The organism is Pseudaestuariivita sp. (genome assembly GCF_052825805.1).
Map to the genome: position 1 here is coordinate 57,695 of NZ_JBRBVB010000002.1, position 12,410 is coordinate 70,104.

Genomic DNA, 12,410 nt, shown 5'->3' on the forward strand with positions numbered 1-12,410 from the left:
ACGAGACATGGATGACCTGATCAAACCGTCCCGCCGCGCCTTCCTGAGGGGGAGCGCCGCGATGGCCGCGGGCTCGGTCGCGGGCGCGGCTGCCGCCGAAGGGCCTGACCCGCTGATCACCGAGCTGCAGGACTGGGCGTCCTACACCGGCGCGGGCGTCGACGAGACGCCCTACGGCATGCCGATCAGCTTTGAGAGCCACGTGGTGCGGCGCAATGTGGAGTGGCTGACGGCCTCCCCCATCTCGTCGATCAACTTCACGCCCATCCACGCGCTCGACGGGACGATCACCCCGCAGGGCTGCGCCTTCGAGCGGCACCACTCGGGCGCGATCGAGCTGTCCAAGCAGGACTACCGGTTGATGATCAACGGGCTGGTGGAGCGGCCGCTGGTCTTTACCTACGCCGATCTCGAACGCTTCCCGCGCGAAAACCACGTCTATTTCTGCGAATGTGCGGCCAACACCGGGATGGAGTGGGCGGGGGCGCAGCTTAACGGCGTGCAGTTCACCCACGGCATGATCCACAATATGGAGTATACGGGCGTCCCCCTTCGGCTCCTGTTGCAGGAGGCGGGAGCTGAGATCGACCTGGACAAATGGGTCTATGTCGAGGGCGCCGATGCCTCCTCGAACGGACGCTCGATCCCAATGGAAAAGGCGCTCGACGACGTGCTTGTCGCCTTCAAGGCCAACGGAGAGGCACTCCGGATGGAGCACGGCTACCCCGTCCGCCTCGTCGTGCCCGGCTGGGAAGGCAACATGTGGGTCAAGTGGCTCCGCCGGATCGAGGTGGTCGACACCGCCGTCGAGAGCCGCGAGGAGACCAGCAAGTACACCGACGTCTACGAGGACGGCACCGCGCGCAAATGGACCTGGGTGATGGACGCCAAGTCCGTCATCACCTCCCCCTCGCCGCAAGTGCCGATCCCCCACGGGGCGGGCCCGATGGTCATCTCCGGCCTCGCCTGGTCCGGCCACGGCCAGATCACCCGCGTCGATGTCTCAAAGGACGGCGGCATCACCTGGGAGACCGCGCGCCTCGGCAAGCAGGGCGATACCAAGGCTCTGACGCGGTTCTACCTCGACACCACATGGGACGGCGCGCCGATGCTCCTGCAGGCCCGCGCCATGGACGAGACCGGCTACGTGCAGCCCACCAAGGACCAGCTGCGCGCCGAGCGGGGCGAGAACTCGGTCTACCACAACAACTGTATCCAGACCTGGTACGTGAACGCAGAAGGGATCGCCGAGAATGTCGAAGTCTCCTAACATCCTCTGGCCCACGCTGGGCGTGACCGGGATCGTGCTGGGCGCGGCCTACGGCGTCTCGACCCGGGGCTATCAGGCGGAAACGGCGGCGCTGGCGCAAGCCCAGGCCGCAGCCGCCGAAGCCCGCGTGACCGAGCAGGCCGCCGCCAACGCGGACCTCGCCGCGCGCATCACTGCCGTCCAAGACGAGGCACGCGCCCGCGTCGCCGAGCTAGAAGCGCGCCCCATGGCGGCCTCCCTCACGGCACCGGCCCCTGCGGGCGGCGCGCTTGGTATCGGCCGAGCAGCCCTGCCCGAAGAGATCGCCGCCTGGGACGTGGACGTGCTCCCCGATGGGCGCGGCCTGCCCAAAGGATCGGGCGATGTCTGGACCGGCGAAGAGGTCTTCGCCGACCGCTGCGCCTCCTGCCATGGCGACTTTGCCGAGGGGGTCGACAACTGGCCCGTGCTGGCCGGCGGCTTCGACACGCTCGGGGACAAGGACCCGGTCAAGACGGTCGGCTCCTACTGGCCGCACCTGTCGACCGCCTGGGACTACATCTCCCGCTCCATGCCCTTCGGCGAGGCCGGGACGTTGACCGCTGACGAGACCTACGCCATCGTCGCCTACATCCTTTATTCCAACGACCTGGTGGACGACGATTTCGAGCTCAGCCACGAGAACTTCGCCGCGTTCGACATGTACAACATGGAGGGCTTCGTGATCGACGACCGGCCCGAGCTGGAATACGCCAAGTGGCGCGCGGAGCCCTGCATGGAGGACTGCAAGGAGGAAGTGCAGGTCACGATGCGCTCGGTCTTTCTGGTCGAGACCCCGCCCGAGGGTGGCACGAATTCGGTGATGAACCACGCCGCCGACGAAGAGCTGCCGTCGTTCACTGCCGATGGCCCGTCCTTCATCCCCGCCGCCGTGACCCCGCCCGCGCAAGCAGAGGCCGAGAGCGCCGCACCTGCCGAGGCGGACGCGCCGGCGTCCGACGAGGGCGCCGCACTGATCGCCGCCGGCGAAAAGGTCTTCCGTAAATGCAAGGCGTGCCACCAGGTCGGCGAAGGGGCGGACAACCGCTCCGGCCCGCACCTCAACGGCCTGATGGGGCGCACCATGGGATCGGTCGACGGGTTCTCGTACTCCTCCGTCTTCGAGTCCGCCGCCGCCGAAGGCCGCGTCTGGGACGAGGCGGAGCTCGCCGGCTTTCTCGCCAAGCCGCGGGAGTACATGAAAGGCACCAAGATGGCCTTTGCCGGGCTCAAGAAGGAGGCCGACCTCGAGGCGATCACCGCCTACCTCGCCAGCTTCGGAGACGGGACATGACGCGCGGCGCCCTCCTTGGCGCGGCGCTCGTGCTATCGGGCGCAGGCGCGCTTGCGGAAGGCAGCGCCTACACGCCCGAGGAGATCGCCGAATACGCGGCTGACGCGGGGCTTGTTCCAGCGCAGCTGACCACGGCGGGCGATGCCGAATACGGGGAATACTTGGGCGGCGAATGCACCACCTGCCACCAGCAGAGCGGCGACAGCAACGGCATCCCGGCCATCGTCTACCTCGACGATCTGACCTTTCGTCTCGCGATGTACGCCTACAAGGCCAAGACGCGCGAGAATGCCGTGATGCAGATGACCGCGGGCAAGTTCGGCGACGAGGAGATCGCCGCGCTCGCCGCTTACTTCACGACACTGGACGTCGAATGACGCCGCACACCAGGGAGGAGACCCACATGACACTGAACAGAAGAGCGTTCCTCGGCACCACCGCCGCGGCTACCGCTGCGCTCGCCGCACCTATGGTGCTGGCGGACGGCCATGCCAAGCCGCGCGTGATCGTCGTCGGCGGCGGGGCAGGGGGCGCAACCGCCGCCCGCTACATCGCCAAGGACAGCGAGGGCGCCATCGACGTCACGCTGATCGAGCCGACGCGCACCTACTACACCTGCTTTTTCTCGAACCTCTATCTCGGCGGGTTCAAAGAGATCGATGACCTCGGCCATTCCTACGGCGGGCTCGCGGCGAACGGCGTCAACGTCGTGCACGACTGGGCGGTGGGCGTCGACCGCGACACCAAGACGGTGAGCCTCGCCGGCGGCGGCAGCCTCAAGTACGACAAGCTGATCCTCAGCCCCGGCATCGACTTCGTCGACATGTCCGTGCCCGGGTGGGACATCTCGGCGCAGAACGCCATGCCGCACGCCTACAAGGCCGGCTCGCAGACCGAGCTCCTGAAGGCGCAGCTCGCGGCGATGCCCGAGGGCGGCACCTTTGCGATGGTCGCGCCGCCCAACCCCTACCGCTGCCCGCCGGGACCCTACGAGCGGGTGTCGATGGTCGCGCACTACCTCAAGAACAATAACCCGACGGCCAAGATCCTCGTGGCCGACCCCAAGCCCAAGTTCTCCAAGATGTCGCTCTTTCAGGAGGGCTGGAACGCGCATTACTCCGGCATGATCGACTGGATCGGCGAGGACTTTGGCGGCGCCGTGGTCGAGGTCGACCCGGGCGCCATGACCGTCTCCATCGACGGTGAGGTGACGAACGTCGACGTCTGCAACGTCATCCCCGCGATGAAGGCAGGCCGCATCGCCGAGATCGCCGGCGTCACGGACGGCAACTGGGCGCCGGTCAACGCCGCCGACATGTCCTCCAAGGCCGACCCGGACGTCTACGTGCTGGGCGATGCCAGCCAGCAGGGCGACATGCCGAAGTCCGGCTTTTCGGCCAACAGCCAGGCCAAGGTCTGCGCCAACGCCGTGCGCGGTGCGCTGACCGGCAGCCGCGTCTTCCCGGCCAAGTTCTCGAACACCTGCTGGTCGCTCATCGACACCAACGACGGCGTCAAGGTCGGCGCGACCTACGAGGCGACCGAGGAAAAGATCGCCAAGGTCGACGGCTTTATCTCGGAGGTCGGCGAAAGCGCCGATCTGCGCAAGGCCACCTACGAAGAGAGCGAGGGCTGGTACGCCGGCATCACCGCGGACATGTTCGGCGCCAAAGCCTGACCTGTCGCTAAAGGAAAGCCGCAAGACGGCCCACAGACCCCCGGCGCGCGCTGCGCCGGGGGTTTTTTGTCACAAGGGCAAATGAGGGAGGATCTCGTGGCGTGTGCTGCTGAAGCGGAACCTCGTCTTTCGGCGCGTGGCGTTTTGGATCGGAGAGCGCATTTCTGAGCATAAGTTGGAACATGCGTTCTGTATCAGACACTTTTCATATCTGAACTTGAGATTATTTCCTCTGCATCGTTGTTAAGGAAATTGCGCCATGCTGCTGGAGACTTTGCCGTTCGAATTGCCGGTCCAGACCGTGCATCTGCTCTTTGGCGCGCTGCTGGGGCTCATCTTCGGTGTGGCGGCGCAAATTTCGCGCTTTTGCCTGCGCCGCGCGGTGGCCGGCGAAGAGGGACCAGACCGGGCCGCCGGTGCCGTCTGGCTGACGGCGCTGGCGTTTGCGGTGGGCGGCTTCGCCGTTGCGCAGAGCCTCGGCTGGGTCGCGCTGGACGGCCATCGCCTGCTCGACGCGTCGGTGCCGGTGCTGGCCATCGTGCTGGGCGGCGTGGCGTTCGGGATCGGCATGGTCCTGACACGAGGCTGCATGTCGCGGCTGACGGTGCTTTCGGCGACGGGCAACCTGCGCGCGCTGATGGTGGTCGCGGTCTTTGCCATCGTCGCCCATGCCACGCTCAAGGGCGTGCTGGCGCCGCTCCGCACGAGCCTTGGGTCGGTGCAGCTGGACCTCGGCATTGCTTCGCTGGCCGAAGTGCCGGGCCTTTCGATTATTGTAACGCTGCTCTTGGCCGTTGGAGCGGGACTGCTCGCGCGCCAGTCTAGCGCAAAGCCGCGCGATCTCGCGCTGGGCGCTGTCATTGGCCTCGTCGCGGTGGCAGGCTGGGCAGGCACGTCGGTCCTGCTGGTCGATGACTTCGATCCGCTGCCGGTGCAGTCGGCGGCCTTCACCTTGCCCTGGTCGGACACGCTCTTTTGGGTGATCGCCTCGAGCGCGATCCCGGCGGGCTTTGGCACGGGGCTGGTGGGCGGCGTGCTGCTCGGCGCCTTTGCCAGCGCTGCCCTGCGCGGAGAGCTGGCGCTGCAGAGCTTTGAGACGCCTGCGCAGACCGTCCGCTACGGAGCGGGCGGGGCGCTCATGGGTGTCGGCGGTGTGCTGGCCGGAGGCTGCACCATCGGCGCGGGTCTGTCGGGCAGCGCGGCGCTGAGCCTCGCGGCGCTGCTGGCGCTGGCCTCCATCATCGCCGGCGGGCTTCTGGGTCGCGCACTGCTCCAGCCGCGCGGTGCGGCGGTCAGCGCCTGAGCAAAAGCTACTCGAATTCCATCTGCTCGTAGACCCGGCCTGCGTTGCGGGTCGCGAGCTGCTCGAACGTGTCGAGATGCGCGTAGGGGCTTTGGTCGACGTAATAGGCGTCCGCCAGGTCGCCCCCGTCCTCGAGATGTTCGCCGATCTTGTCGCGTATGTAGACGAGGTAGTCGCGCGTGTAGCGGCGCACCTGGTCCATGTTGGTCGGCGTGCCGTGGCCGGGAATGACGTAGGTGGCATTCAGCGCCTCAAAGCCGGTCTCCCACGTCTCGATCCAGTCGAGCGCAATGGTGTCCTCAAAGATCGGCAGCATTCGCTGGTGAAAGGCCATGTCGCCCGCGATCACGAGGCTCTGCTCGGGCAGCCAGACCTGCGTGTCACCGGGCCCGTGGGCGGGCCCGAGGTGCAGCACCTCGATGCGGAAGTCGCCCATCTCAATCACCCGTTTGTCCTCGAAGGTCTCGGTCGGGGGCGCGACGAATGTGCCTTCGGCCTTGTCGAGGTTGTAGCGCTTCATCCCCTCGAGGATGCGGTTGCCGCGGGTTTCGATTTCGTGCGCGGCATCCACATGGGCGAGGATCGGCACGCCTTGCTCCGCCCAGTAGGAGTTGCCGAGCATCGCATGGCCCTGCCCGTTCTCGTCGATGACGAGCTTCACCGGCTGATCGGTGACCGCCTTGATCTCGGCATGCAGCGCCTCGGCCAGGATGTACGCCGCGCCGCCATTGATCACCACGACCCCGTCGCCGGTCACGATGAAGCTGAGGTTGTTGTTGTGGCCGGAGTTCTCGTAGGTCGGCGGCGCGGTCGCGCCGATGGCGGACCAGACGTGCGGGATGACTTCGATCGGTTTGGAATAGAGCGGCGAGCCGGGGTACTGATCGGCGATGTCCTCGCTGGCGAGGGCCGGGGCTGCAGCGAGCAGCAGTGGCAGGGGCCAGCGGAGCATCACGCGCCCTCCACGAATTGGTAGGCGTCCCCGAAGCGATCGACGCGCCCGATGCCGCCACCGGGCAGATGAAAGCCGACGAGGGTCAAGTCCTCGGCGGCGAGCCGGTCCAGCAAAGCGCGCCGTGTCTGAACGGCGAGCGCCGGGTCGTGGTCGGTGCCGCTCTCCCAGCCTGGTTTGCGGAACGCTACGTGGTGGTTGACGATGGCGTCCCCCACGATCAGCGCCGCCGCGCCGCCTTGCCGGACCTCGAACGCCATATGGCCGGGCGTGTGCCCGGGCGAGGCGACGGCGGCGATGCCCGGCAAGATTTCTGCGCCCGGCTCGACCAGTGTCACGCTATCCGCGATGACCTCCATCCGGCGCTTGGCGCCGACGGCAAAGGCTGCGCGTGCCTCGCCGATGGTGTCGACGGTGTTCGGGTCCCACCAATAGTCCCACTCCGCGCGCCCCATGAGATAGGCCGCCTCGGTAAAGAGCGGGTCGTCGAAATCGTCGAGCAGGCCCCAGATATGGTCGGGATGCGCGTGGGTGAAGACGACATGCGTGATGTCCTCGGGGCCAAGACCGAGCGCCGCGAGGCTGTCCGTGATCTTGCCTGCCGTGGGCATGAAATCAGGGCCGGAGCCGACGTCGAAGAGCACCGTGTTGGTGCCGTCGCGATAGAGCGCGAGGTTGCAATCGGGCGTGAAGCTATCGCGCGAGAGGCCGAACTCCGCGAGGATCGGGAGGAGCTCGTCCTGCGGCATCGACCCGAACGCAAAATCGCCCGGGAGAGACAGGTTCCCGTCGCTGACAGTCGTCAGCTCAGCCGTTCCGAGCGAAAGGGATGCCGTCGCCATACGCGGCACCGCGGCCGCCAGCGGCGCGGCGGCAAGCCCGCCCAGCAAAGTTCGACGCGTGAATGACATGGAGCGCTCCCTTAAATTCTTTTATGCGAATATGAGTGGTTTCTCATCACCACGCAAGAAAAAGCGCCGTAGAACGTTTGCCTCGGGTCGGGAACGCGTGTTCCGACGTCCTCCAAAGAAGGGCCCGTCGCGCCAGATGCCGCGTGCCCGTGCCGCGATTGTAGCAGCAAGGTGCAGTCGGTCCACGTGGCCGAAAATTGCGCCGTATCGGCGCAAGGCGTGCGGCTTTTGCTGCGCTTGCAACGCGCGACGGATCAGGCAGAGGGGAGTGCCGGATTGTTCTGAGGCGACGGCCCGGGTACCGACGCCAGGGTGCCTAACAAACTGGCGCCACGCGGAAATTTTGACGCTGCGCTGCGGAATCCCTTTGGTACGTCCAGAGGCGCTGCGCATAGTCCGCGCCATGTCCAAGCCGCTGTCCATCATCGTTGCCGAGCCCGACCGTGACCGGGCGCTGATGATCGTCGACAGCCTCAAGGAGGCCGGCGACAACGACATCCGCGTGATTTCCGAGATTTCGAGCCTCGCCCGGCAGATCGCCGACATCCAGCCCGATGTCGTGATCGTGGACCTCACCAGCCCGACCCGCGACATGATCGAGGAGCTGACGCTGGCGACCTCGCCGCTCGACCGGCCCGTCGCGGTCTTTGCCGACCAGAGCGACGAAAGCCTGACCAAGGCAGCGATCGAGGCGGGCGTGTCGGCTTACGTGGTTGACAACCTGCGCCCCGAGCGGATGCGGCCGGTGATCTCCGCCGCGATTGCGCGGTTCAACATGTTCCGGCGGATGCGCGACGAGCTGGCGGAGACCAAGCGCGCGCTCGAGGAGCGCAAGATCACCGACCGGGCCAAGGGCCTTTTGATGAAGGCGCGCGGCATCGACGAGGACGCGGCCTACGCGCTCTTGCGCAAGACCGCCATGGACCAGGGCAAGAAGATCTCGGAGGTCGCGCAGGCGCTGGTGACGGCGGCGGACCTTCTGGCATGACGCTCGCGCGTCTCTCCGTCGCGTTTATCCCGCTGACCGACGCGGTGCCGCTGATTGCCGCCGCCGAGATGGGCTTCGCGCAGGAAGAGGGCCTCGCCCTCGATCTGGTGCGCGCGCCGTCGTGGTCGTCGCTGCGGGACATGCTCGCCTTTGGCGCGGTGGAGGCGGCGCATCTGCTTGCCCCCGTGCCGGTCGCCATGTCGCTCGGGATCGGGGGCGTCGCCTCGGAGGTCTCAGCGTTGATGGCCCTGTCGGTGAACGGGACTGTTGTGGGCGTGTCGAACGCGCTGGCCGCGGAGCTGCAGGGCGCCGGAGCCTCCTTCGACTTCACCGATGCGGCGGCGGCGGGCCGGGCGCTGGCGCAGACCGGGCGCGCGCTGCGCGTCGGCGTGCCGTTCCCGTTCTCGATGCAGGCCGAGCTCCTTTATTACTGGCTGGCGGCCTCCGGTCTGCCGGCGCCGCAAAGCCTGACCGTGCGCACCGTGCCGCCGCCCCTGATGGCCGACGCCTTGGCGGCGGGCGAGATCGACGCCTTTTGTGTGGGCGAGCCCTGGGGGTCCAAGTCCGTCGAAAGCGGATTTGGCACGCTCTTGCTCCCTGGCAAGGCGATCTGGAGCTTTGCCCCCGAAAAGGTGCTCGCCGTGCGGACCGGCTGGGCGGAGGAGAACGCCGATCTGACCGGGCGGCTGATGCGGGCGGTCTGGAAGGCCGGGCGCTGGCTCGGCACGGGCGGCGCGCGCACGACGGCGGCCGAGCTGCTGGCACGCGAGCGCTACCTCGACCTCGCCCCCGACATCATCGACCGCGCGCTGACGGGTCGGTTGGTGATCAACGCCCGCGGCGAGACGCGCGACTGTCCGGGCTTTGTCGAGTTCTACCAGGGCGCGGCGCAGTTCCCCTGGCGCAGCCAGGCGGCGTGGATTGCAGCGCAGATGGCCGGGCGGCTGGGGCTGGACGCAGAGCAGGCGATGGCCTCGGCGCGGCAGAGCTTCCGCACGGACCTCTACCGGCGCCATCTCGGCCCGGCGGGCGCGATCCTGCCGGGCGCCTCCGAAAAGACCGAAGGGGGAATCGCCGAAGGCACCGCCGTCTCCTCCGAGAGCGGACGGCTGATCCTGACGCAAAACCGGTTCTTCGACGGGCGCGTCTTTGATCCCGCACGGGGCATCTGACACATTTTTAGGCAAATGCCCCCAAGTTTCGCTGCAAGGCAGAAAAACCTGGGAACCTTTTGGACCCCAAGCTTGCCTTGCCGCTGCATCGCGGCATTCTTGAGATCAGAGAGCAACGGCGCTCTCCACCTCACCCACGACAGGGCACACTGAGCACAGCCGCTCGACCCATCTCGCGACACCGCGGGAGGTCTGGCGGCTTTTTTTGTTTTGCGCCCCGCTTTGGCGGGAGCTGCATCCGAGACAGGGGGACTGACCTGATGAAGTATTTGCTGAGCGCCGCTGCGGCCGCGCTGACGATCTCAAGCGCATCCGCGCAGATGCTGGAACTGGAAAAGGACGAGCTGACCTTCGGCTTTATCAAGCTGACGGACATGGCGCCGCTCGCGGTGGCTTACGAGCAGGGCTATTTCCTCGACGAAGGGCTCTTTGTCACGCTCGAGGCGCAGGCCAACTGGAAGGTGCTGCTGGACGGCGTGATCGACGGACAGCTCGACGGCGCGCACATGCTGGCAGGCCAGCCTTTGGCGGCGACGATCGGGTTCGGGACAGAAGCCCACATCATCACGCCGTTCTCGATGGACCTCAATGGCAACGGGATCACCGTCTCGAACGAGGTCTGGGACCTGATGCGTCCGCATATCCCGTCGATGGATGATGGCCGCCCGCAGCACCCGATCAGCGCGTCGGCACTATTGCCGGTGGTCGAGCAGTACCGCAACGAGGGCAAGGCCTTCAACATGGGCATGGTGTTCCCGGTCTCGACCCACAACTACGAGCTGCGCTACTGGCTCGCGGCGGGCGGTCTGCACCCGGGGTTCTACTCGCCCGAAGACGTGAGCGGGCAGATCGCGGCGGATGTCTTCCTTTCCGTGACGCCTCCGCCCCAGATGCCGGCCACGCTCGAGGCGGGCACGATCTACGGCTACTGCGTGGGTGAGCCCTGGAACCAGCAGGCGGTCTTCAAGGGGATCGGCGTGCCGGTCATCACTGACTACCAGCTGTGGAAGAACAATCCCGAGAAGGTGTTTGGCATCACCAACGAGTTCGCCGAACAGTATCCCAACACCACGCTTGCCGTGACCAAGGCGCTGATCCGCGCGGCCATCTGGCTCGACGAGAACGAGAACGCCAACCGGCTCGACGCGGTCGAAATCCTCTCGCGCCCCGAATACGTCGGCGCCGATCAGGAAGTCATCGCCGCCTCGATGACCGGCACGTTCGAGTTCGAAAAGGGTGACGTGCGCGACATCCCCGACTTCAACGTCTTCTTCCGCTACAACGCGACCTATCCCTTCTACTCTGACGCCATCTGGTACCTGACGCAGATGCGCCGCTGGGGCCAGATCGCCGAGCCGAAGTCCGACGCCTGGTACGATGACGTCGCCAAAAAGGTCTACAAGCCCGCCATCTACCTCGAAGCCGCGCGCCTGCTCGTGGACGAGGGCCTGGCAAGCGAGGCCGACTTCCCCTGGGACAGCGATGGCTACAAGGCGCCGACGCCCGCCGCCGACATCATCGACGGCATCCCCTACGACGGACGCGCGCCCAACGCCTACCTCGAGAGCCTGCCGATTGGCCTGAAAGGCGAGCAGATCGTCGTCGGCTCCGAAGTGCAGGGCTAAGACCCGGACCCCGGGCTGCCCGCCTCCTCATCGGGCGGCCCGGACCTTCTCATTATTTCCTCATCTCCAGGCAGGGGCAGACCCATGACCGCAGTTGACCCGAATTTCTCCGAAGACGCCGCCGCCGAGGCGCGTGCCGCCCGCAAGGCCGTCCTCTTCACCCGCATCAACAAGGCCGACAAGTGGTTCAGCGTCCTCGGCCTGTCGTGGCTGACGCCCATGCTCAAGGCCGCCGCCGGCGACAACCCCAAAGCGCAGGTGGGCGAGATCTGGCGCCTGCTGGGCGTGCCTTTGCTGGCCATCGTGCTCTTCCTCGCGGCTTGGGGGACTCTGGCCCCCAAAGTGCAGACGTCGCTGGGCGCCGTGCCGGGACCGGCGCAAGTCTGGGAGCAGGCGGTCAACCTGCACGAAGACGCGCAGCGCAAGGCTGAGAGCCGGGAGAAGTTCCAGGCCCAGGTTGCCAAGCTCAACGAACGGCGCATCTCGAACGGGCAGGAACCGGTCGAGCGGGCCTACACCGGCGCGCCGAGCTACTACCAGCAGATCGGGACCTCGATCGCCACGGTCTTCTTCGGCTTTCTGATTGCGACCGCCTTTGCCGTACCGCTCGGCATCGCGGCGGGTCTTTCCAAGACCGCGAACGCGGCGCTCAACCCGCTCATTCAAATCTTCAAACCGGTTTCGCCGCTCGCTTGGCTGCCGATCGTGACCATGATCGTCTCGGCGGTCTATGCGACGAACGACGGGCTTTTTGCCAAGTCCTTCCTCATCTCGGCCATCACGGTGACGCTCTGCTCGCTCTGGCCGACGCTGATCAACACCGCGCTGGGCGTGGCGTCGATCGACAAAGATCTGGTGAACGTCTCCAAGGTGCTCAAGATGGGGACCTGGACCAAGATCACGAAGCTGGTGCTGCCGTCCTCGCTGCCGCTCATCTTTACCGGGCTGCGCCTGTCGCTGGGTGTGGGCTGGATGGTGCTGATCGCGGCCGAGATGCTCGCGCAGAACCCCGGCCTCGGCAAGTTCGTCTGGGACGAGTTCCAGAACGGCTCGAGCCAGTCGCTGGCCAAGATCATGGTGGCCGTGCTGACCATCGGGATCATCGGTTTCCTCCTCGACCGGCTGATGTACGCGATCCAGTCGCTCTTCACCTTTACGAACCATCGGTGAGCCGCGCTCAGGTAGCGAAGCGGTAGCGC

General features: G+C 66.5%; 11 protein-coding genes. 9 read left to right on the forward strand and 2 right to left on the reverse strand.

What is annotated here, in order from left to right:
* The first annotated feature begins 7 nt into the window (after positions 1 to 7).
* The 5 genes from soxC (at position 8) to ACU0B3_RS01405 (ending at position 5,563) form a co-directional block, all read left to right on the forward strand.
* A complete protein-coding gene (soxC, locus tag ACU0B3_RS01385) occupies positions 8 to 1,270 on the forward strand; it encodes a sulfite dehydrogenase (protein ID WP_446259016.1) in 1,263 nt (420 codons plus the stop codon).
* Complete coding sequence (locus ACU0B3_RS01390) at positions 1,254 to 2,582, forward strand: c-type cytochrome (protein ID WP_446259017.1); 1,329 nt, start codon at positions 1,254 to 1,256, stop codon at positions 2,580 to 2,582. Before soxC ends, ACU0B3_RS01390 begins: the two co-directional genes overlap by 17 nt.
* Positions 2,579 to 2,959, forward strand: coding sequence for a c-type cytochrome (locus ACU0B3_RS01395; RefSeq protein ID WP_446259018.1), 381 nt, complete (start codon positions 2,579 to 2,581; stop codon positions 2,957 to 2,959). Before ACU0B3_RS01390 ends, ACU0B3_RS01395 begins: the two co-directional genes overlap by 4 nt.
* Before the next feature lie 26 nt (positions 2,960 to 2,985).
* A complete protein-coding gene (locus tag ACU0B3_RS01400) occupies positions 2,986 to 4,260 on the forward strand; it encodes an FCSD flavin-binding domain-containing protein (protein ID WP_446259019.1) in 1,275 nt (424 codons plus the stop codon).
* Positions 4,261 to 4,519: 259 nt separating this feature from the next.
* The gene (locus ACU0B3_RS01405; RefSeq protein WP_446259020.1) at positions 4,520 to 5,563 is read left to right on the forward strand and encodes a YeeE/YedE family protein; all 1,044 of its coding nucleotides are present in this window, start codon (positions 4,520 to 4,522) and stop codon (positions 5,561 to 5,563) included.
* 7 nt (positions 5,564 to 5,570) lie between these two features.
* Here the strand turns inward: ACU0B3_RS01405 and ACU0B3_RS01410 are convergent, their stop codons facing one another.
* Complete coding sequence (locus ACU0B3_RS01410) at positions 5,571 to 6,515, reverse strand: MBL fold metallo-hydrolase (RefSeq protein WP_446259021.1); 945 nt, start codon at positions 6,513 to 6,515, stop codon at positions 5,571 to 5,573.
* Positions 6,515 to 7,426 (reverse strand): MBL fold metallo-hydrolase, encoded by a 912-nt coding sequence (locus ACU0B3_RS01415; protein WP_446259022.1) that lies wholly within the window; start codon positions 7,424 to 7,426, stop codon positions 6,515 to 6,517. The genes ACU0B3_RS01410 and ACU0B3_RS01415 overlap by 1 nt, the downstream gene beginning before the upstream one ends.
* 403 nt (positions 7,427 to 7,829) lie before the next feature.
* Here ACU0B3_RS01415 and ACU0B3_RS01420 point away from each other — a divergent pair, with 403 nt between their 5' ends.
* The 4 genes from ACU0B3_RS01420 to ACU0B3_RS01435 all read left to right on the forward strand — a co-directional run bounded on the left by ACU0B3_RS01420 (position 7,830) and on the right by ACU0B3_RS01435 (position 12,381).
* Complete coding sequence (locus tag ACU0B3_RS01420) at positions 7,830 to 8,414, forward strand: ANTAR domain-containing response regulator (RefSeq protein ID WP_446259023.1); 585 nt, start codon at positions 7,830 to 7,832, stop codon at positions 8,412 to 8,414.
* Entirely contained in the window at positions 8,411 to 9,586 is a 1,176-nt protein-coding gene (locus ACU0B3_RS01425; RefSeq protein WP_446259024.1) for an ABC transporter substrate-binding protein, read from the forward strand. The genes ACU0B3_RS01420 and ACU0B3_RS01425 overlap by 4 nt, the downstream gene beginning before the upstream one ends.
* 260 nt (positions 9,587 to 9,846) lie before the next feature.
* On the forward strand, positions 9,847 to 11,211 hold the full coding sequence (locus ACU0B3_RS01430) for a CmpA/NrtA family ABC transporter substrate-binding protein (protein WP_446259025.1): 1,365 nt from the start codon (positions 9,847 to 9,849) through the stop codon (positions 11,209 to 11,211).
* A gap of 84 nt (positions 11,212 to 11,295) precedes the next feature.
* The gene (locus tag ACU0B3_RS01435; RefSeq protein ID WP_446259026.1) at positions 11,296 to 12,381 is read left to right on the forward strand and encodes an ABC transporter permease; all 1,086 of its coding nucleotides are present in this window, start codon (positions 11,296 to 11,298) and stop codon (positions 12,379 to 12,381) included.
* Positions 12,382 to 12,410: the final 29 nt, after the last annotated feature.